The organism is Glaciihabitans tibetensis, assembly GCF_003003265.1.
Taxonomy (GTDB): Bacteria; Actinomycetota; Actinomycetes; order Actinomycetales; family Microbacteriaceae; genus Glaciihabitans; species Glaciihabitans tibetensis.
This window is the reverse complement of record NZ_PVTL01000001.1, coordinates 103,267-123,070: the sequence shown is the minus strand read 5'-3', so window position 1 is coordinate 123,070 and position 19,804 is coordinate 103,267. Positions and strand designations below refer to the sequence as shown.

Annotated in this window: 18 protein-coding genes and 1 pseudogene; 4 read left to right on the top strand and 15 right to left on the bottom strand. The window is 65.7% G+C overall.

Going from position 1 to position 19,804, the window contains the following annotated elements; genetic code table 11:
- The first annotated feature begins 94 nt into the window (after positions 1–94).
- Complete coding sequence (locus B0I08_RS00580; RefSeq protein WP_106208797.1) at positions 95–1,183, top strand: SDR family oxidoreductase; 1,089 nt, start codon at positions 95–97, stop codon at positions 1,181–1,183.
- A gap of 80 nt (positions 1,184–1,263) precedes the next feature.
- Here the strand turns inward: B0I08_RS00580 and B0I08_RS18125 are convergent, their stop codons facing one another.
- On the bottom strand, positions 1,264–1,389 hold the full coding sequence (locus B0I08_RS18125) for a hypothetical protein (protein WP_281260187.1): 126 nt from the start codon (positions 1,387–1,389) through the stop codon (positions 1,264–1,266).
- A 254-nt stretch (positions 1,390–1,643) separates the two neighbouring features.
- Here B0I08_RS18125 and B0I08_RS00575 point away from each other — a divergent pair, with 254 nt between their 5' ends.
- The gene (locus B0I08_RS00575; protein ID WP_106208795.1) at positions 1,644–2,312 is read left to right on the top strand and encodes a hypothetical protein; all 669 of its coding nucleotides are present in this window, start codon (positions 1,644–1,646) and stop codon (positions 2,310–2,312) included.
- Positions 2,313–2,434: 122 nt separating this feature from the next.
- Positions 2,435–3,688 (top strand): polysaccharide pyruvyl transferase family protein, encoded by a 1,254-nt coding sequence (locus B0I08_RS00570; protein ID WP_106208793.1) that lies wholly within the window; start codon positions 2,435–2,437, stop codon positions 3,686–3,688.
- Here the strand turns inward: B0I08_RS00570 and B0I08_RS00565 are convergent.
- The 6 genes and pseudogenes from B0I08_RS00565 to gatC form a co-directional block, all read right to left on the bottom strand.
- Positions 3,654–3,749 (bottom strand): annotated as a pseudogene (locus B0I08_RS00565) (CDGSH iron-sulfur domain-containing protein); the annotation flags it as partial. The gene B0I08_RS00570 and the pseudogene B0I08_RS00565 sit on opposite strands and share 35 nt — an antisense overlap.
- A gap of 35 nt (positions 3,750–3,784) precedes the next feature.
- Positions 3,785–4,627, bottom strand: a complete 843-nt coding sequence (locus tag B0I08_RS00560) for a hypothetical protein (protein ID WP_146134281.1) — start codon at positions 4,625–4,627, stop codon at positions 3,785–3,787.
- Positions 4,628–4,801: 174 nt separating this feature from the next.
- The gene (locus B0I08_RS00555) at positions 4,802–5,014 is read right to left on the bottom strand and encodes a hypothetical protein (protein WP_106208789.1); all 213 of its coding nucleotides are present in this window, start codon (positions 5,012–5,014) and stop codon (positions 4,802–4,804) included.
- 54 nt (positions 5,015–5,068) lie between these two features.
- On the bottom strand, positions 5,069–6,574 hold the full coding sequence (gatB, locus tag B0I08_RS00550; RefSeq protein ID WP_106208787.1) for an Asp-tRNA(Asn)/Glu-tRNA(Gln) amidotransferase subunit GatB: 1,506 nt from the start codon (positions 6,572–6,574) through the stop codon (positions 5,069–5,071).
- Positions 6,574–8,112: an Asp-tRNA(Asn)/Glu-tRNA(Gln) amidotransferase subunit GatA gene (gatA, locus tag B0I08_RS00545; RefSeq protein ID WP_106208785.1), complete on the bottom strand. Its 1,539-nt coding sequence runs from the start codon at positions 8,110–8,112 to the stop codon at positions 6,574–6,576. Before gatA ends, gatB begins: the two co-directional genes overlap by 1 nt.
- Positions 8,112–8,435: an Asp-tRNA(Asn)/Glu-tRNA(Gln) amidotransferase subunit GatC gene (gene gatC, locus B0I08_RS00540; RefSeq protein WP_106208783.1), complete on the bottom strand. Its 324-nt coding sequence runs from the start codon at positions 8,433–8,435 to the stop codon at positions 8,112–8,114. Before gatC ends, gatA begins: the two co-directional genes overlap by 1 nt.
- Positions 8,436–8,518: 83 nt before the next feature.
- Here gatC and B0I08_RS00535 point away from each other — a divergent pair, with 83 nt between their 5' ends.
- Entirely contained in the window at positions 8,519–9,007 is a 489-nt protein-coding gene (locus B0I08_RS00535) for an NUDIX hydrolase (protein ID WP_106208781.1), read from the top strand.
- 56 nt (positions 9,008–9,063) lie between these two features.
- On the opposite strand, the gene B0I08_RS00530 is transcribed toward B0I08_RS00535, so the two are convergent.
- The 8 genes from B0I08_RS00530 to B0I08_RS00495 all read right to left on the bottom strand — a co-directional run bounded on the left by B0I08_RS00530 (position 9,064) and on the right by B0I08_RS00495 (position 19,803).
- Positions 9,064–9,564, bottom strand: a complete 501-nt coding sequence (locus tag B0I08_RS00530) for a hypothetical protein (protein WP_106208779.1) — start codon at positions 9,562–9,564, stop codon at positions 9,064–9,066.
- A gap of 52 nt (positions 9,565–9,616) precedes the next feature.
- The gene (locus tag B0I08_RS00525) at positions 9,617–11,074 is read right to left on the bottom strand and encodes an alpha/beta hydrolase (RefSeq protein ID WP_146134280.1); all 1,458 of its coding nucleotides are present in this window, start codon (positions 11,072–11,074) and stop codon (positions 9,617–9,619) included.
- 315 nt (positions 11,075–11,389) lie between these two features.
- Complete coding sequence (ligA, locus tag B0I08_RS00520) at positions 11,390–13,804, bottom strand: NAD-dependent DNA ligase LigA (RefSeq protein ID WP_106208775.1); 2,415 nt, start codon at positions 13,802–13,804, stop codon at positions 11,390–11,392.
- A gap of 60 nt (positions 13,805–13,864) precedes the next feature.
- On the bottom strand, positions 13,865–15,013 hold the full coding sequence (gene mnmA / locus B0I08_RS00515; RefSeq protein WP_106208773.1) for a tRNA 2-thiouridine(34) synthase MnmA: 1,149 nt from the start codon (positions 15,011–15,013) through the stop codon (positions 13,865–13,867).
- A gap of 75 nt (positions 15,014–15,088) precedes the next feature.
- Positions 15,089–15,310, bottom strand: coding sequence for a YbdD/YjiX family protein (locus B0I08_RS00510; RefSeq protein WP_106208770.1), 222 nt, complete (start codon positions 15,308–15,310; stop codon positions 15,089–15,091).
- Positions 15,311–15,369: 59 nt separating this feature from the next.
- Positions 15,370–17,652 (bottom strand): carbon starvation CstA family protein, encoded by a 2,283-nt coding sequence (locus B0I08_RS00505; RefSeq protein ID WP_181243097.1) that lies wholly within the window; start codon positions 17,650–17,652, stop codon positions 15,370–15,372.
- 266 nt (positions 17,653–17,918) lie between these two features.
- Positions 17,919–18,635 (bottom strand): hypothetical protein, encoded by a 717-nt coding sequence (locus tag B0I08_RS17665; RefSeq protein ID WP_181243096.1) that lies wholly within the window; start codon positions 18,633–18,635, stop codon positions 17,919–17,921.
- Positions 18,625–19,803, bottom strand: coding sequence for a cysteine desulfurase family protein (locus tag B0I08_RS00495; protein WP_106208768.1), 1,179 nt, complete (start codon positions 19,801–19,803; stop codon positions 18,625–18,627). Before B0I08_RS00495 ends, B0I08_RS17665 begins: the two co-directional genes overlap by 11 nt.
- Between the last annotated feature and the right edge of the window lies 1 nt (position 19,804).

Below are 19,804 nucleotides of genomic sequence, written 5' to 3'. Positions count from 1 at the left end.
ACGCAGCCCGGCCCAGCTGACGCACAGGGAGGAATAGGCGCCCGGCCCCACGGTTGCAGTCAGGGACACTCTTTCCACTATCTCGAAGGACAGCATGACCGACGCCTCTCTCCGCCCTGACCGCCACGCTCTCGTTGTTGGGGCCACCGGTATCGCCGGATCCGCGCTGCGCACCCAGCTCATCGCCGAGGGCTGGCCGGTGACGACCCTGTCGCGGTCCGCCGTCGTCGAGGTCGAAGGAGAACGCCACCTGGAGGCCGACCTGCGGAGCCCCGCCGACCTGACCCGGGTGCTCGGCGCCGAACGCTTCACCCACGTGTTCTTCACCGCGTGGGCCCGCCAGGCGACGGAGCAGGAAAACATCACGGTCAACGCCGGCATGGTTCGTGACCTTCTTGCCGCCCTCGACGGCACCGATCTGCAGCACGTCGCCCTGGTCACCGGGCTCAAGCACTACCTCGGCCCGTTCGAGTCCTACGGGCAGGGCGCGATGCCAGACACCCCCTTCCACGAGGAAGAGGAACGCCTCGACGTCGATAACTTCTATTACGCCCAGGAAGACGAGCTCTGGGCGGCCGCGGAACGCCTCGACTTCACCTGGTCGGTGCACCGCTCGCACACCGTCATCGGCCACGCGCTCGGCAACGCCATGAACATGGGTCAGACCCTCGCCGTGCAGGCGTCACTCTGCCGCGAACTCGGCCTGCCCTTCGTCTTTCCCGGGTCGGAGACCCAGTGGAACGGGCTCACCGACATGACCGATGCGACCCTGCTTGCCGACCACATGATCTGGGCGAGCACCGCCGAGGGTGCCGGAAATGAGGCGTACAACGTGGTCAACGGTGACGTGTTCCGGTGGCGCTGGATGTGGCCGCGCCTGGCCGGGTACTTCGGCGTGACCCCCGAGGGGTTCGATTCCGAGCCGCGCCTGCTGGAGACCCAGATGGCCGGGATGGATGCCACGTGGGCGGCCATCGCGCAGGACCACGGTCTCGCGGAGGCAGACATGAGCCGCGTCGCGTCGTGGTGGCACACCGACGCCGACCTCGGACGCAACATCGAGGTAGTGGCCGACATGGGCAAGAGCCGCGTTGCCGGGTACACGGGCTTCCGCCGTACCGAGGACGCGTTCATCGACCTCTTCGACCGCCTGCGAAGCGAGCGAGTCATCCCCAACTGGTAGCGGTGCGCTGAAACAGCTGTAGCCCGGGACGAAGCGTCCCGGGCTACATGCAGAGCGGGGTGCGTGCACCCCGGATGGGCCTAGCCCGAAGGGTTCTCGGTTGGCGTGCCGTCGGGATCCGTGCCGGTTTCCGGATCCACCTGTGCGGGGTTGACCGCGCCAGTTTCGGTGGGCGGTTTCGGTTTTGGTGTGCTTGGGTCACTCATGAATGTGCTCCTCACGTTGGGTCGAACGGCGTGTTCGCCAGGTCCCACGCTACCGATGTCGCCTGAGTCGTTCGTGTGCGACCCGTGCCGAAACATCCCCAAACGCGGGTACGATACTGATGCTGCTCGCCCGTGCCGTTCGCGCGCGTCCTCAAGGACGTTTTGCCCGGACCAGAGGCGGCCAGCGAGCCCCAGGCGTGAAAATCGATTGGGAACCAACACCCCTGTCGAACCGTGAACCCCCTGGAGTGCGCGTGAGCCTTACCGTCCTGATCCCGTGGCGCTCCCAGCCGTCACGCATCGCAGCGTTCGACGCTGTCGCCACCTGGTATCGCACCCACTTCGCCGACGTCGAGATTCGCACGGTGGATTCACCCGAGGCGGTCTTCAATCTCGCCCAGTGCCGCAACCTGGCCGTGGCCGGGGTACAGAATGCCGATGAAGTCGTCGTCATCAACGATGCGGACACACTGCCGGAACTCGAATCGTTGCTCGCCGCGATCGCCGCAGCCGCGACATCCGGCGTCGTGCACCTGCCGTACACCGAATACCGCTGGCTGGGCGCGGCGGGTACGACGCAGTACGCCGCGGGGCGCCCGCTCGTCGACTGCGACTTCGAACTCGTTCACGGGGCCTGTTCGGGAATCTACGTCGCCACTCCGGCAACCTGGTGGGCACACGGCGGGCAGGATGAGCGCTTCCGGGGCTGGGGCTTCGAGGACGCCGCCTGGTACCTCGCCCATGCAACGCTGCTCGGCGAAGAGCCCCGCCGTCACAGCGGCCGCGTGTACGCGCTGCACCACGAGCCACAGCTTCGCGCGGGAGTGCAGTACGACGCGAACGCGGCCTGGATGGAGCGGTATCGCGCCGCCGTGGGCGACGCCATCTCGATGCGCGCGCTGGTACTCGCCCGGCTCTCCTGACCCGCACTGGTACCCGCCCGGCTCTCCTGACCCGCACAGGTACCCTCTTTGCCCCTTAGCCCTCGATCCACCCGCCGGTCCACGCCCGTGGCGCCGGTCCCGACAGCCCCGGAGTTTTCACTATGCGCGTTGTTTGTATCGGCGATATCGGTGTCACGGATGACATCGTCCACATCGGCGACGAGGCCATGTTCCACGAGATGACGCAGCAGCTGCGCCGCCGCGGGGTGCAGGAGATCGTGGCGATCTCGTCGAACCCGAAAGAGTCGAGCGCCCGCTACGGCGTGACCGGCATCCACCGTGTTGGATATTTCACCGACGCAGCGCGCTCGCGTTCCGTCGCCGAGGACCGGATGAGTCGGGTACTGCGCACCGCGGCGGGGGAGAAAAATCTCCTTGAGGCGGATGACACGGCGCTGACCATCATCGCCGCGATCGAGCACTGCGACGCCGTTGCCATCGCCGGCGGCGGCAACCTTGCGTCGACCTGGCCGACCCATATCTTCGAGCGCGCGACGATCGGTGCACTGGCCCGCCACTTCGACAAACCGCTCGTCATCAGTGGCCAAACCATTGGGCCGTTCCTGACCGAACCGGATGCCGCCCTGGTCGCCGAGTTGCTGGGTTCGGCGCAGCTCGTCGGGCTGCGGGAGGGCGACTCGTACGCGCTCTCCCAGCGCCTCGGCGTTGACCCTGCGCTGCTCAACCAGACCATCGATGACGCGAGCTTCCTCGCCATTGACGGCGCTGACGCCATTGACGGCTCTGACGCTGACGATCGTGCGCCCTACTGTGTCGTCACTATGGCCGCGTACATCAACAACGAAGACCCCCACCTCTTCGACCAGCGCATGGCCGAACTTCTCGACGACGTCGTGACCCGCTGCGACCTCGACATCATGTTCTTCGCCCATTTCGGGTCGACCCGACCGGATGCTGCGGTCGGAGACACCGTCGTGCACGACCGGATCAAGGCGCGGATGACGTCCACCCGGGTGAGTACCTGTGCCACCACCGACTCCCCCGCAGCGGCACGTCTCGCCCGCGGGGCGGCACTGTCCGTGAGCAGTCGCTACCACCCCGCAGTGTTCGCGGTGTCCGCGGGGGTGCCATCGGTCGGGATCGCGGTCGACGATTACACCACCACGAAGCTCACCGGCGCACTCGGAAACTTCGGGCAGGACGGGGTGCTGCCGCTGGCTGCGGTCCTGGCCGGAACCGGTACGGAGATCATCTGCCGTGTCTGGTCTACCCGCGTTCTCGAGGACGAGGATCGCGCCGCCACTATACGACGCAACCGCGCGGCGTCCGAGCTGTGGTGGAACCGTGTTGCGGCAGCCCTCAGTCGGGCAACACCGGATCCGTTCGGAAGTTGATGAGCTTGTGGGTTCCGTCGCAGTAGGGCTTGATGGTGGAAACGCCGCACCGGCACAGAGCGGTTCACGGTCAGATTTTCGGACCAACGAACGTATCTATACCAAGCTGTACAGCTCGAACGGCGATCTGATCGACGTTATCGGACCGGTCACCGCTTCCGCCCCCGCAATCACCCCGTGCGCCATCGGCGGCACCCCCTCCCCCGCGTCCGTGAATGCCGGGAAGCTCGTCGGCAGATCTAGTGCCACTGTGCCATAGCCGAACGTTTCGTCGTAGTGGACCACGGTGGCGTCCTTGCCCGCGATGACATCGGAATACAGGTCGCCAACCGCCGTGCCGTCCACAGCGGTGATCGGAATTCCCGTCGACGTTTCCGGCGCGGACGCCAGGACGGCGAAGGGCGTTTCGTACAACAGTTCGTCTCCGGTGGGCTGCTTGATTTCCTGTCCCTCGTAGGGCTCGTAGCGGTTGACCCAAATCTGGAAGCCTCCCCACATGGTTCCATCGGCCGGAGCGTAGTGGGGCAGCCCGACGGCGAAGTCGGTACCCGTCGGAGGACCGAGAATTTCGGTTGCCAGGGCTACGGCCGCGTCTCCGTCTGATGCGTACCGCAGGCTGGCGAGCACCACCCCGTTAGCATCAACGATGTCCGTGGCTTCAGCCCCGATGAGCACAGATGCAGCGGGTCCGGCGGGGATCGGTGTCGGTGTCGCGGTCGGTGTCGCGGTCGGCGCTGATGCGGGCGCGCTCGGCGACGCGGCGGTCTCCGTGGGAGCCGATGAGGGGCCAGCTGTCGACCCGGATCCGATAATCGCCGGTGCGCACGCCGTAACTCCCGCGAGGAGCAGTACGGCTATTCCGGCCGCTTTAACTAACGCCGTGCGGGTGCGCACTGCCCTGGTTGCCGCCACTGCCTCGCTACGGATTGTCGTGTGCACGTGTGCCTCTCCCAGCACCAGGGACGGCCCCGGATGCGATGAGTCCGACGATAGCTCACTGTTTCCGTACTCCGCACTGCGGCGAGGATACGGTTCAGTCACAATTGTTGCGTGGCTGGCACTTTGCTCTGCCGGATCACCGGGCGCCAGGCGGTCCGAACGGCCCGCGGCAACTTAGTCGGAGCGGCCGGTTCCGCGGTGGTTGCGGCGCACCTCTGCGGCGAGCCCCACTGCGCCGAGCACAACGCCGAGCAGCGACATCCCCCACCCCACAATCACGCGTGAGTCGCCATCCGGAACCTCAACGACCACGATGACGCCGACAATGAGCAGCGCGACGCCGAGGATGATGAGTCCCCAGCGTCGCACAACCTCGATCAGCAGCATGTGTGGTCCCTCGGCCGTCACGCCAGACGTTACTTTCGGTTATCAGGCGAGACGTTACTCGGTTACCGCCGCGCGTTCCAGCACCAGTTCGCGTACACGCGCGGCATCAGCGGACCCCCGCATGGCCTTCATCACGGCACCGATTACGGCGCCAGCCGCCTGCACCTTGCCATCGCGGATCTTAGCCAGAACGTCGGGCTGCGCGGCGAGGGCCTCATCGATCGCAGCGATCAGGGCACCGTCGTCGGAAACGACCTTGAGGCCGCGCGCATCGACAACCTCGTGGGGAGCGCCCTCGCCGGCGACGACACCCTCGAGCACCTGGCGGGCCAGGCGGTCGGTCAGATCTCCGGACTCGATCAGCGCGATCAGCTCGGAAACGTGCAGCGGCGACACCAGAGTCGATGCGTCCACCCCGGCGATGTTCGCCAGGCGCGCGATCTCGCCGGTCCACCACTTGCGGGCCGACTGCGCCGACGCGCCGGCAGCGACGGTTTCCTCGACCTCGACGAGCAGGCCGGAGTTCAGGACATCCTGGAATTCGAGGTCAGTGAACGACCAGGCCTCCTTGAGCCGACGGCGACGAATCGCCGGAGCCTCGGGGAGAGCGAGGCGCAACTGCTCGATGAGCTCGGCGCCGGGCACAACGGGAAGCAGGTCGGGCTCGGGGAAGTAGCGGTAGTCGTCCGCGTCGCTCTTCGGTCGTCCTGCGCTGGTCACGCCGGTGTCCTCGTGCCAGTGGCGGGTCTCCTGCAGGATGGTTCCACCCTTGGCGAGGATCGCAGCCTGACGCTGGATTTCGTAGCGGATGGCGCGTTCCACGCTGCGGAGGCTATTCACGTTCTTCGTCTCGGTGCGGGTGCCGAGTTTGCCCGAGCCCCGCGGTGACAGCGAGATGTTCGCGTCGCACCGCAGGTTGCCTCGCTCCATCTTGGCGTCGGAAATGCCCAACGACACAACGATGTCGCGGATGGCTGAGACATACGCTTTGGCCAGCTCCGGGGCATCCTTCTCTGCACCAAAAATCATATTGGTGACAATTTCGACGAGGGGAACACCGGCGCGGTTGTAGTCGACCAGCGAGTAGTCCGCACCCTGGATGCGACCGGTCGAGCCACCGATGTGGGTGAGCTTGCCGGCATCCTCTTCCATGTGGGCGCGCTCGATCGAGATCTGGAACTTACGGCCGTCCGCCAGCTCCACCTCGACATTGCCGTCGTACGCGATGGGCTCGTCGAACTGGCTGATCTGGTAGTTCTTCGGGGTGTCCGGGTAGTAGTAGTTCTTGCGGGCGAATCGGCTCGACTCGGCGATCGAGCACCCCAGCGCCAGCCCCAGGCTGATCGAGTACCGGACGGCCTGCTCGTTCACGACCGGCAGCGACCCAGGCAGACCGAGGTCGAGGGGGGTGATGTTGGTGTTCGGTTCTCCCCCGAAAAAGTTCGGAGCGTCGGAGAACATCTTGGTTTTGGTGTTGAGTTCGACGTGCACCTCGAAGCCGAGCACGGGCTCGAACAGCTCGAGGGCCTTGTCGAAGTCCATCAGTTCTGCTTTAGCCATTAGACGGCGCCTTCGCTTGCTGCAAACATTTCGGTGGGGGTCAGGTTCGGGGCCTGGCTGAGCAGGGTGTGACCCCACTTCTCTTCGAGCATGCGCTCGAGGGTGGCGCCGAGCTTGTAGAGACGATCGTCGGCGCGTGCCGGTGCCATGATCTGCAGGCCGACGGGGAGGCCGTCCTCGGGTGCGAGGCCGATCGGCAGCCCCATCCCCGGGATACCGGCGAGGTTCGCCGGGATCGTGGTGACGTCGTTGAGGTACATCGCCAGCGGGTCGTCGATTTTCTCGCCGAGCTTGAACGCGGTCGTCGGCGCCGACGGGCTCACCAGAACGTCCACCTGCGCGAACGCCGCGTCGAAGTCACGCTGGATGAGCGTGCGCACCTTCTGCGCGCTGCCGTAGTACTCGTCGTAGTAGCCGGCGCTGAGCGCGTAGGTACCGAGGATGATGCGACGCTTGACCTCTGCACCGAAACCGGCACCGCGGGTTGCAGCCATCACGTCTTCGACGGTGCCACCGCCCGCAGGGTTCACGCGCAGGCCGAAGCGCACGGAGTCGAAACGCGCAAGGTTGCTGGATGCCTCGGCGGGCAGAATCAGGTAGTAGGCAGCGACCGCGTACTCGAAGTTGGGAGCGCTGACCTCGACGATCTCCGCCCCGGCCTCCTCCATCATGGCGAGGGATTCGTGGAAGCGCAGTTTGACGCCATCCTGGAAACCAGGAGCGTCGAGCTGCTTCACCACACCGACGCGGAGGCCCTTGAGCGACTCGGCCGTGGCTCCGGCGCGAGCCGCAGCGGCGAACGACGGCCAGGTGTCCTTGAGCGAGGTGGAGTCCCGCGGGTCGTGGCCGCCAATGATGTCGTGCACGAGGGCGGAGTCGAGCACCGTTCGGGAGACCGGTCCGACCTGGTCGAGGGAAGACGCGAGGGCGATCGCGCCGTAGCGGGAGACGGAACCGTAGGTGGGCTTGACGCCGACAGAGCCGGTCACGGCCGCGGGCTGGCGGATAGAACCGCCGGTGTCGGAGCCGAGAGCAATGGGCGCTTCGAAGGCGGCAACCGCGGCGGCCGATCCGCCACCGGAGCCTCCCGGGATGCGCTCGAGGTCCCAGGGGTTATGCGTCGGGCCGTACGCGGAGTGCTCGGTGGAGGACCCCATGGCGAATTCGTCCATGTTGGTCTTGCCGAGAGGAATGAGGTTGGCCGCGCGTAGGCGCGACACCACGGTCGCGTCGTACGGCGGAATCCAGCCCTCGAGAATGCGGCTACCCGCGGTCGAAGGCATCCCGATCGTGCAGAGGACATCCTTGATCGCGATGGGCACACCGGCGAGTTCGCCGAGCTGCTCGCCCGCGGCGCGACGAGCGTCGACGTCAGCTGCGGTCTTCAGTGCCTCAGCGTTGATGTGGAGAAACGCGTGCACGTCACCGTCGACGGCGGTGATGCGGTCAAGGTGGGCCTGTGTCGCCTCGACAGACGACACTTCGCCGCTGCCGAGCTTCGCGCTCAGTTCCGCGGCACTCAGGTAGATGAGACTCATTACTGTTCTTCTCCCAGGATGGCGCTGACCTTGAAACGGCTTCCGTCGTGTTCGGGGGCACCCGCGAGCGCCTGCTCAAGAGTGAGGGTCTCGCCCGGTACATCGGGCCGGTACACGTTCGTGAGGGGAATCGGATGACTCGTCGCCGGCACATCGGGAGTCGCGACCTCATTGACCTTGGCAACGTTCTCGAGGATTGCGCCGAGCTCGCCAGTCAACTTTCCGATCTCATCGTCGGACAGGGCGATTCGCGACAGCCCGGCGAGGTGGCGCACCACATCGGCGGTGATCCCGTCGGCGGGTTCTGGGTGGGATTCAGACATACGACTCCGTAGAAGTGTCAATCGGGGATACCGCTCCAGTGTATTCGTGCTGACTGGTTGGACCGCGCGGCTATAGTGCCTTCATGACTACGCCTGACTTCGTCCTTGCCCTGCGCGAAAAGATCGGCAACGCTCCGCTGTGGCTGTCGGGCGTCACCGCTGTGGTCATCCGTGGAGAAGATGTCCTCCTGGTCCGGCGCGCAGACAACGGACAGTGGACGCCGGTGACGGGCATCATCGACCCCGGCGAGGAGCCAGCCGTCGCGGCCGTCCGCGAAGTCGAGGAGGAGGCCGACGTCATTTCCTCCGCGGAGCGCCTGGTGTTGGTCGCGGTCACACCGCCAACCCAGTACGACAACGGCGACCTGAGCCAATACCTCGACCTGGTTTTCCGGATGCGCTGGGAGGCGGGAGATCCCAGCCCCGCCGACGGCGAGAACACGGAGGCCGCGTGGTTCTCGCTGAACGCCCTACCCGTGATGTCGGATGAGATGCTCGCGCGGGTTCAGGCCGCCGTCGACAACCTTCCCGAGGCGCAGTTCCACGCCGTCAATCGAGTGTTCACCGCCTAGGTTCATCGCGTCGCGTGACCCGAGCGCCTCACGCTCGAGGTGTCACGCTCGAGGTGTCACGCTGCCGGGCGGCATTCGCTCTCGCCCTGGAGGGTCATTGCCTCGGCGCTGATCCGCAGGATGAGCACTTCGCCGAGGTCGCTTTCGCCCTGCAGCTCGACCACCTCTCCGACATCGGTGGTCGTCAACTCGAGTCCGAGATCGCTCCAGAATGCCGACACAGTCGCGACCGCGACATCCGCCCGTGCAGGATCCGGCCCCACCCGCAGAGCCGGAAACGACTCGCCGTCTGTCCATAGCGGAATTACGCAGCCGCGCGAAGTGGGATCATCCTGGTTGTCCCAGCTGCCGCCGAGCAGGTCCTGTGTGCTGTCGAGCGTCTCATACAGCGAATCGCGTGCGGCGCCGGCAGAGTCACCGCTTCCCGCGCTGAGGGCACAGCCGCTCGCCGTAACCGCGAACGCGGACACACACAGCATCGTCGCTCCCACCGTCACCACACGGGCTGTGACCGAATGCACCGTGACCGCGGGCGCACGGGGATGGGACGACATCATTGTCCTCAATCTGCGTCAGGAGTTGTGAGAAAAGCTACCACCGACGGCGCGTTCACCGGTGAAGGAGCGCGAGCGTCTTCTCTTTGTCGTCAGCGGAGCCTTCGGTCACCAGCTCGGTCTGTCCGATACCAATGAGGGCAAGGTTGCGCACCGACTCGCTGCCGGCGCCGAAATAGCCGTTGTGCCCAATGGACGCGGCGAGGACCTCATTGGTAATCAGGTCGACCCCACCGCCTACGTTCATCTGGTGGGCGCCGAAGCTCTCTGAACCGGGGTCGCTGCCGAAGAACGCCGTGTTCGGTACGGGATCCCAGGCCGCTTCGCCCACGAACACGTTCCCGTCGCGAACGTGCAGTTCGTCGACGGACTGCGCGGCGCTACCCGGAGAACCGACCAGCGCCAATGCGTCGATCGAGAAGTCGTACTCGGTGACTGCCATCAGTGCCGCGGTGGTGCCGTAGGAGTGAGCGACGACGCTCACATACGGCTCGTCGCTCGAGCGTTCGGCCAACAGACCCTGGATGGCGCCGGCGAGCGCGTCCCTTCCCTTTTCCGCGAGATCGAGGCTGCCGATGTTCGTGAGATTCGGGGTCTCGTAGCCCATCCACGCGATCACCGCCACCGTCTTCGCCGCTTCCTCGGAGTCAGTCTCGCTGATCAGGTTCAACCAGCTCACCTGCTCGTCGTAGATCCGGGCGGCGTCATCGGTCCAGTCGTTGATCTGGCCGTCGATCGTGAAGAACATCCCCGGTACCAGGAAGGTGACGTAGTCGGCCTCCGCCAAATCCCCGAGAACCACCGCCGCTCGCCCCTGGCCTTCCGGATCCACCGATAACAAGCTGCGCGCGGGAACAGACTTCTGGGTCCCGAGCGCATCCTCGACCTCACCCAGCATGTGCAACTCACGTTCTGCCTGGGCTGCGAGGGTTCGGCTGTCCGAGGTCGCGGCGGTGTCCTCGCGGCTCGTGATCGACTGGTTGAGCCATCGCCGATTGGCCTCGTTGCGAACGCTGGCGGGAATGCCTTCCAGGTTGCCAACCAGTTGCGGGGCCGCCTCAGCGAGCGTTGCTGTCGCGGCCGAATCGAGCGACGCCCACCACCCCGTGACTTCCGTGGCCGCCGGCGGCGCAGCGAGCAGTTCGGGAACGATGGCGGGATGAGCGCTCAGGAAAGACGAGAGAGTGCGCTCGGGCAAGTATCCCAGTTGCCGCAACAGCGGCACACTGCGCAGCGTGGTGAGCTCCGCCATCGAGACGGCTGGTACAGCAGCAGAGAGTCCAGCAGTAGTCGCCGTCCGACGGATGCCCAGGTCGCCGACGGGCGCTCCCCCCGCGTCCGCGAGCAGGTATGGCGGGATCGCCGCAGAAGCGCTGGGAGCGGCACCCCCGTGCACGGCGGATGAATCGCTCGAGATGTTACTCACGAGAAACAGCGGGGTGACCCCTGGCATGGAGGCGGGATCGGTGCCCGTCGCGACTTCGCTCACAACGGAGTAGGAGTTTTCGCCCACGGCTACAAGCCCCGCGACAGGACCCTGTGCGGAGGCGTAAAGAAGAGCTGCGGCTACTAACAGCAATTCGGCCGGGCCCCCCTCTAGGTACCCCACCTGATCACCCCCTCGGGTGGGGCGAGGTACAGGGCAATCTTATTGGCGCCACTCGCGTAAACGCGAGGAATTCACGTTAACTTCGCGTTACGAACAGCCCATGTGTCTACCCCAGTTCGGGGGCCGTTTTTGCGGACGACATAGCGGGGCCCGGGGCGGGCTGCGCAACCGATTCCGCGGCGGTGTCAGAGCCGTCGTCGGAGGCGCTGTCCAAGCGAGCTACACGGCCGGCTTTGCTGCTGAATCCCCCGCTGGTTCGGATGCCGGTTCTTCGGCCTGCTCGGTTGCTGATCCCCCTGCTGGTTCGGCTGCCTGCTCGGTTGGCAGGGCGATCGCGTCCGGTCCCCCAGCGAGCAGGGCAGTGAACTGCGCCGCATCGATGATGCGCAGGCCGAGCGCTTCGGCCTTGCCCAGCTTGGATCCGGCACCCGGACCAGCTGCAACGTAGTCGGTCTTCTTGCTCACGCTGGAGGCTGACTTGCCACCCGCCGCGATGATCGCTTCTTGCGCGCCTTCGCGGGTGTAGCCTTCGAGGCTGCCGGTCGCTACGACGGTCAAACCCGCGAGGGGACCATCCGCCGAAACGGCGGCCCCTGGGCCGGGATGGCCGGGAGTGGCGAACTGAACCCCGGCGGCCGTCCAGACGGTGATGATGTCCCGATGCCAGTCCACCTCAAACCAGTCGAGAACGGCTTCGGCGATTATCCCACCGACGCCTTCGACCGCCGCGAGCTCTTCCGCCGTCGCGGCGCGGATCGCGTCGAGCGACCCGAAGTAGTTGGCCAGTGCGCGAGCGGCGACGGGACCAACGTGACGGATGCTGAGCGCCACCAGCAGCCGCCAGAGCGGGCTGGTCTTCGCCTTCTCGAGGTTCTCGATCAGGTCGATGGCTGCCTTGGACGGCACGTGCAGCTCGTCACCGACGAAAGCATTGCCCCCCTGCGGCGGATCCTCGCGGTCGAAGACCGGGTCGGCGTCTCGTCCCTTCAGCCTGCGGAGCCGTTGGAATGGAGTGACCTCCTTGGGGATGGGCACCCCCGGGCTGCCGTCGGCGTTGGTCGCCACATCGACTAACTTCACCTCGCCGGTTTCGCTGTCTCGCACAAGCACGCGAATCGGGAAAAGGTCTTCGACGGTGAGGTCAAACAATCCAGCCTCGGTCACCAGCGGCGGCGTGGCGGGTACCACTGGCTGCGTGAGGGCCGCCGCAGTGACCTCGCCGAGCACCTCGATGTCGAGTGCGCCGCGGCTGCCGATGTGCTCCACTCTCCCCCGCACCTGTGCCGGGCAGGCACGCGCGTTCGGGCAGCGCAGGTCGATGTCGCCGTCTTTCATGGGCCGAAGCGGCGTGCCACACTCCGGGCAGTCCGTCGGCATCACAAACTCGCGTTCCGTACCGTCGCGCAGCTCCGTCACGGGACCGAGAACCTCGGGAATCACGTCACCCGCCTTGCGCAGCACGACGGTGTCGCCGATGAGCACGCCTTTTGCTTTCACGACGTCCTGGTTGTGCAGGGTCGCCTGGCGCACAACCGAGCCCGCCACACGCACGGGCTCCATCACCGCGAACGGTGTCGCGCGACCGGTGCGGCCGACGCTGACAACGATGTCGAGAAGCGTGGTGTTCACCTGCTCTGGTGGATACTTGTACGCAATCGCCCAGCGCGGCGCCCGGTTGGTCGCGCCGAGCTCGTTGTGCAGTTCGAGCTCGTCGACCTTCACCACGATTCCGTCGATCTCGTGAGAAACGCTGTCGCGGTGCACTCCGTAGTGTTCGATGAACTCCGCGGCAGCTTCTTTGCTGTCGCGCACCGAGAAGTACGGGCTGGTCGGCAGGCCCCACCCCTTCAGGAGTTCGTACACAGCGCTCTGCGAATCGACGGGTGGATTTGGCCACGCCCCGATGCCGTGAACGAGCATTTCGAGTCGCCCGAGACGACGATGCATCAACGCGAGCTTTTCGGGGTTCTTGCCCTCTGCCTTCTGCCGCAAGCTGCCCGCGGCGGCGTTGCGGGGGTTGGCGAACACCCGGTCTCCGGCGGCCGTCTGCTCCGCGTTCATTTCGCGGAACGCAACTACCGGAATGAAAACCTCTCCCCGTACTTCGACGACGGGTGGATGCCCCGTTCCGGCGAGCTTCTGAGGGATCGAGCTGACCAGGGCGACGTTTTCCGTGACGTCCTCACCCACAACGCCATCGCCGCGCGTTGCCGCGGAGACGAGGACGCCGTCGACGTAGCGGAGGTTGATCGCGAGCCCGTCAATCTTCAGTTCGCACAGATAGTCGACCCGCCGGCCGGAGTCACGTTCGACTTTCGTCGACCACGCCAGGAACTCGTCAACCGAGAACACGTTGTCGAGGCTGAGCATTCGCTCGGCGTGCTCCACCGGGTCGAACAGGGTTGCCTGGGCGCGCCCGCCGACGATCTGGGTAGGGCTGTCCTGGCTCTGCAACTCAGGAAAAAGGCGTTCCAGCTCTTCGAGCCGATGCAGGGCGATGTCGTATTCGCTGTCGGAGACCAGGCTCTCGTCGCGCACGTAGTACGCCTCGCGCCATTCGAGGATGCGCGTCGTCAGCAGATCGCGTTCGTTCTTGGCGGTGTCCAGCTCATCGATCGTGTATGTCTCAGCCACTCGCTCAGTTTACGGAACACCTCCGACGTTGGTGCCTGCCGCCGGGAAGCGACTAGTGAACTAGTGTGCTGCGGCGGCCGGCACCGGCACGGCGCTGACGGTGCGATCGATGGTGCACTGCCCGAGCACGCGGGTGCCCACGTAGATGACGGCGGTCTGGCCCGGGGCAACGCCGTTCAGAGGAACGTGCGGGGTGACGACTAGTTCGGCACTTTCCCCGACCATCACCACGCGGGCTACCGCGGGTACCGGGTCGGCGTGCGCGCGAATCTGCACCTCACACTCAAAGGGATCGGACGGATCCGTCACGATGCCGGACTGCACCGGGTCCAGGCCAGCCCAGCTGATCTTGATACCGGCGATCTCGGCAATGTCGAGCGCCTCCTTCGGGCCGACCACGACGGTGTTGTCCTTCGGTCGAACCTCGAGCACAAACCGCGGACGGCCGTCTGGCGAGGGCACCCCGAGGCTCAGACCACGACGCTGCCCGACGGTGAAGGCGTGTGCCCCTTCGTGGGTTCCGACAACGGAGCCATCACGCTCGAGGATCGTGCCCTTCTCCGCGCCCACCCGCTCCGCGAGCCAGCCGCGGGTGTCGCCGTCCGGGATGAAACAGATGTCATGGGAGTCGGGCTTTGAAGCGACACTGAACCCGCGCTCAGCAGCCTCGGCGCGCACCTCCGCCTTGGACGGTGTCGCGCCCAGCGGGAACATACTGTGGTTGATCTGCTCGGTATTCAGCACGCCGAGCACGTAGGACTGGTCCTTGGCCCAGGCGGCAGCGCGGTGCAGCTGCTTGTTGCCGCCGGCGTCGGTGACGATGTTTGCGTAGTGACCCGTGGCAACGGCGTCGAAACCGAGGGCGATCGCCTTCTCTAGCAGCGCCGCGAACTTGATCCGTTCGTTGCAGCGCATGCATGGGTTCGGGGTGCGACCGGCGGAGTACTCGGAGACGAAGTCATCCACCACGTCCTGTTTGAAGCGCTCGGAGAAATCCCAGACGTAATACGGAATGCCAATGATGTTCGCGGCGCGCTGGGCGTCCATCGAGTCTTCGATCGTGCAGCATCCGCGCGAGCCGGTACGCAGGGTGCCCGGCATCCGGCTGAGGGCAAGATGGACGCCGACGACATCATGTCCGGCCTCGACGGCCCGCGCCGCCGCCACCGCGGAATCGACGCCACCACTCATTGCTGCAAGAACACGCATGGATTCGAGTCTACGCGCCGCGATTGTCCCGGGTGCAGTTCGACCGGGACTACTGGCCAGGGATCGGCGGTCAACTCAACAGCATCGCCCCTGCGGGTTGGTGTCCTGGCGGTCGGTCTGGTCTCGCCAGAACTGCTTCTCGGTCAGCATCGGCTCCGCGCTGTCGTCGTCGCGGTGCTGCGACTCGTGGTGCTCGCGATACTTTCTGTACGCGTCGTCGCCCATCATCGCGGAGACGTACCACGAGACGTGCTGCGCGATGGCTCTCAGTCGGGCAGCAGCACGCGCTGCCAGCATCCGCCAATCTGACGCTCCCACTGCCGTCATCAGTGACGTCCCCATCGGTGACGTCCCCATCAGTGGCCCGACCGGCGGGGCTTGTCAGCAGGGGGAAGTGCGTCCCACTGGGCCTGGACGGCTTTTTCAGCCTTGGTGGAGGCGAAGCCGGCCGGCGCAAACATCTGCGACGCGATTGCCGGATCCTCGTTCGTGGAGTTCGATCGCGTGCGGAACGCCTTCCAGGTCGCGTGCACGGCGGCGGCAATCACAATGATCGCGAGGGTGACAAACAGGATCGAGAGAATGCCCTGGATCATCGTGTTGCGCACCACCGCCTCCATCGCTTCCACGCTCGTCGCGGTACCAAAGCTGGTCTCTCCCGCCGCAAGTGCTTCGGAGAAGGCCCGGTTGTTGGCGAAGTAGCCGACCGAGGGAACACTCGAGAAGATCTTCAGGAACGACGCGCTGATCGTCACGACCGCGGCGAAGCCCAACGGCACTGCCACGATCCAGAGGTATTTGAACTGCCCCCGCTTGGCGACAATAGCCATGCACACCGCCAGCGCGATCGCCGCAAGCAGCTGGTTGGCGATGCCGAACAGCGGGAAGAGCGTGTTGATCCCGCCGAGTGGGTCGGTGACACCCATCACCAGCACGGCGCCCCACGCGGCGACCATGATCGCCGTGGTGAGCCAGGCTCCGAGACGCCACGAGGTGTTCTTGAACTTCGGGAAGAAGTTGCCGAGGCTGTCCTGCAGCATAAACCGGGCCACGCGGGTGCCGGCGTCTACCGCGGTGAGGATGAACAGCGCCTCGAACATGATCGCGAAGTGGTACCAGAACGCCATCATGCCGCTGCCGCCGAAGACCTGCTGCATGATGTGCGCGAGCCCGACGGACAGGGTCGGGGCGCCGCCGGTGCGGGAGATGATGGATGCCTCGCCGACGTCCTTCGCCGTTTGGGTGAGCATCTCCGGGGTGAGGTTAACACCCGTCAGTCCGAGTCCATTGACGAACGCGACAGCGCCTTCGACGGTGCCGCCAGTCATCGCGGCGGAGGAGTTCATCGCGAAGTAGATGCCGCGGTCAATCGACAGCGCCGCGACCAGGGCCATGATGGCAACGAACGACTCCATCAGCATCCCGCCATAACCGATGACGCGGGTCTGGCGTTCCTTCTCCACCAGCTTCGGCGTGGTGCCAGAAGCGATGAGTGCGTGGAAGCCGGAGAGCGCGCCACAGGCAATCGTGACGAACAGGAACGGGAAGAGTGTGCCGGCGACAACCGGGCCGTTTCCGGCGACGGCGAATTCGCTGACGGCGGGCACAAAGATCTCCGGCCGAACGATGATGATCGCGACCGCGAGCATCCCGATAGTGCCGATCTTCATAAACGTCGACAGGTAGTCCCGCGGCGCGAGGAGCAGCCAGACCGGCAAAATTGCCGCGACGAAACCGTAGATGATGATTCCGATGGCCAGCGGAAGCGGCTCGACGTGGAAGAACGCCGCGCCCCACTCGGTACCGGCGATGGCGCCACCGCCGACGATGGCCGCGATCAGCAACACAAAGCCGATGATGGAAATCTCGGTGATCTTGCCCGGGCGGAAGAACCGCAGGTAGCACCCCATGAACAGCGCGATCGGGATGGTCATGCTCACGGAGAACACTCCCCACGGGCTTTCCGCGAGCGCGTTGACCACAACGAGGGCGAGGATCGCGACGATGATCACCATGATCGCGAGCGTCGCTATCAGGGCAGCAGTGCCGCCGATCACGCCGAGTTCGTCGCGGGCCATCTGGCCGAGCGAACGCCCGCCCCGACGCATCGAGAAGAAGAGCACGAGGTAGTCCTGCACCGCGCCGGCGAGAACGACCCCCACGATGATCCAGATTGTTCCGGGCAGGTAGCCCATCTGTGCCGCGAGTACGGGCCCGACCAGTGGACCCGCTCCGGCTATCGCCGCGAAGTGGTGCCCAAACAGCACCCTGCGGTCGGTCGCGGCGTAGTCCTTGCCGTCAGCTTTGTATTCCGCGGGGGTGGCCCGGCGGTCATTCGGCTTGAGAAGGTGCTTTTCGATGTATTTGGAGTAGAACCGGTACCCGATGAGATAGGTGCAGACGGCCGCGAAAACAAACCAGATGGCGTTGACGGACTCGCCACGTACGATCGCGAGCATCACCCAGCTGAGGCCGCCCAACAGCGAGATCGCTGCCCAGATCGCGATCTTCGCGGGAGTCCAGTTGCGGTCCTCCGCTTCCTGGATATGCGGGTCGACTGCGACTGGCGGCAGCGAAGGATCGCGCGTCACCATCCCGTCGTCTGCTGTTTCACTCGGAACGCTGGAAGCGATGCCCATGGTTCTCCCCTTTGAGATGGTCACAATGTGCAGCTTCGACAAAGATTGGCTGCGACGTGACTCGGCCAAATTAGCAGCTGAGTACTCCCTGCCCCGGGAATAGTTGCTCATTTTTGAGCGGGATGTCGCGAATCAGGCACCTGTCCGTAGCGGACCTCGGCGGGTTGTGGTCGGGTATTTAGACCTGTGTTCTGGGAGAGGGCAGGTGATCTGGGAGAGGGCAGGTGATCAGGGGAAGGGCAGGTGATCAGGGCAAGGGCAGGTGATCAGGGGAAGGTTGGACTGAGCAGGTTCAGCGTGATAGCCCCGTTGCCCTCTGCGGATGTATCGCCGCCCAGTTGCAGGATCCAGGCTTGGTCTGCGTTTTTAGAACTGACCAGCGCGACGAAGTACGAGCCGTCGGTCGCGTCGACGCTCGCCTCCGTCCATCCGGCGCCCTTGAGTTCGAGCGTGAGGACCTTCGCCAGCAACACAGGATCGGTCGACTCGGTCAAACTCAGGATGCGCAACACTCCGAAGTACTGGCCGGTGCCCGTAGAGGAGTCGACCAGCTGCGGGTGGTCGTCGACGAAGAGAATGGTTGAGGGGTCGAGGAGCGCCTGGATCTGATCGGCGACGCGAACCGTCTCCGCTTCCGCGGATGCGGCCGTGAGCTCAGCCGGGTAGACGGCCATAAGAGGCGAGTCGTTGGGCGCCGGGTCTGGAGTGTTGGGTGATTGCGAGGGGCTCGCGGATTCCGTCGCGGAAGAGTCTCCGGAGCCGGAGCCCGATCCCGAGCCGCCTGAGCTCGAGCCGCCCGAGCCCGAACCGTCACCGCCCGTGCACCCCGTCAGCAGCAGGGCCAACGCGAGGCCGCCGCTCACGAGCAGTGCAGGCGCGCGCGCGGCGCTGCGCCGGAGACCGTCCGCGTCGCCATGCCGGGCACCGTCCGGGTTGCCGTGCCGGGCACCGTCCGGGTTGCCGTGCCGGGTGCTATGCGCCACGGGACACATCCCGATCGGCGTAGCCCGCTGCCGTCGCGCGGGACACCACGGCAGGGAGTGCCGCTATGAACGCGTCGACTTCGTCGGTCGTGGTCGTGTGGTTCAGCGTCATCCGCAAAGCACCCCGGGCATCGGCCTCGCTCAGCCCCATCGCCAGCAGCACATGGGACGCCTCGGGCACGCCCGCCTGGCAGGCGGAGCCGGTGGACACGGAAAATCCCGCGACATCGAGCAGGAACAACAGCGAATCACCTTCGCACCCAGCGAAGGTAAAGTGCGCGTTGCCGGGTAAGCGGTCAACCGGATCGCCACGGAGGATCGCCTGCGGCACGGCCTCGCGCACGCCAGCGATGAGGCGATCGCGCAACACCTGCAACGCTACGGAGTGGGCCGCCAGGTCGCGCACCGCGGCGGAGGCGGCGACACCGAACGCCACCGCGCCCGCGGCGTCTTGCGTACCGGAGCGTCCACGCTGCTGGTTGCCTCCGTGAATCAGGGGGATGACGGTGGCGCTGCGCGCGAGCACAAGCGCGCCGGTACCGGTCGGTCCCCCGATCTTGTGGGCAGAAACACTGAGGGCCGCGAGCCCGGACGCGTGAAAATCGAGGGGAATGTAGCCGTAGGCAGCGACAGCGTCGGCGTGCACCGGAACCCCGTGGGCCGCGGCGAGCGCGACTACGTCGGCAATCGGTTGGATCGTGCCGACCTCGTTATTGGCCCAGAGGATGCTGACCAGCGCGACGTCATCCGCGAGCGCCGCCTCGAGCGCGGAGAGGTCGATGCGCCCCGCCTCGTCGATGGCAACCTCTTCGATGATCGCGCCCTCGAACGCTCCGAGCCAACTGGCGGCGTCCACGGTCGCGTGGTGCTCCCCCGCCGCGATGAGCACGCGCGGGCGCAACGCTGGAGACTTGTTGCGCGCCCAGTAAAGACCTTTGACGGCGAGATTGATCGACTCTGTTCCGCCCGAGGTGAACGTCACCTCGACCGAATCGGCTCCGAGCGACGCCGCGACCTGTTCGCGGGCCTCTTCAAGCATGCGTTTTGCGTTCTGGCCCTGGCTGTGAATCGACGACGGGTTGCCAACTACCCCGAGCGCGGAGACATACGCGGCGAGAACCTCCGGCGTCAGCGGAGAGGTCGCCGCGTGATCGAGGTAAATGGCCATG

What these genes read in the sequence shown, in the direction of transcription:
- B0I08_RS00580 (WP_106208797.1), top strand. Translation starts at nt 95, where the DNA reads ATGACCGACGCCTCTCTCCGCCCTGACCGCCACGCTCTCGTTGTTGGG.
- B0I08_RS18125 (WP_281260187.1), bottom strand. Translation starts at nt 1,389, where the DNA reads ATGAGTGACCCAAGCACACCAAAACCGAAACCGCCCACCGAAACTGGC.
- B0I08_RS00570 (WP_106208793.1), top strand. Translation starts at nt 2,435, where the DNA reads ATGCGCGTTGTTTGTATCGGCGATATCGGTGTCACGGATGACATCGTC.
- B0I08_RS00555 (WP_106208789.1), bottom strand. Translation starts at nt 5,014, where the DNA reads ATGCTGCTGATCGAGGTTGTGCGACGCTGGGGACTCATCATCCTCGGC.
- gatB (WP_106208787.1), bottom strand. Translation starts at nt 6,574, where the DNA reads ATGGCTAAAGCAGAACTGATGGACTTCGACAAGGCCCTCGAGCTGTTC.
- gatA (WP_106208785.1), bottom strand. Translation starts at nt 8,112, where the DNA reads ATGAGTCTCATCTACCTGAGTGCCGCGGAACTGAGCGCGAAGCTCGGC.
- gatC (WP_106208783.1), bottom strand. Translation starts at nt 8,435, where the DNA reads ATGTCTGAATCCCACCCAGAACCCGCCGACGGGATCACCGCCGATGTG.
- B0I08_RS00535 (WP_106208781.1), top strand. Translation starts at nt 8,519, where the DNA reads ATGACTACGCCTGACTTCGTCCTTGCCCTGCGCGAAAAGATCGGCAAC.
- B0I08_RS00530 (WP_106208779.1), bottom strand. Translation starts at nt 9,564, where the DNA reads ATGATGTCGTCCCATCCCCGTGCGCCCGCGGTCACGGTGCATTCGGTC.
- mnmA (WP_106208773.1), bottom strand. Translation starts at nt 15,013, where the DNA reads ATGCGTGTTCTTGCAGCAATGAGTGGTGGCGTCGATTCCGCGGTGGCG.
- B0I08_RS00510 (WP_106208770.1), bottom strand. Translation starts at nt 15,310, where the DNA reads ATGCTGGCAGCGCGTGCTGCTGCCCGACTGAGAGCCATCGCGCAGCAC.
- B0I08_RS00505 (WP_181243097.1), bottom strand. Translation starts at nt 17,652, where the DNA reads ATGGGCATCGCTTCCAGCGTTCCGAGTGAAACAGCAGACGACGGGATG.
- B0I08_RS00495 (WP_106208768.1), bottom strand. Translation starts at nt 19,803, where the DNA reads ATGGCCATTTACCTCGATCACGCGGCGACCTCTCCGCTGACGCCGGAG.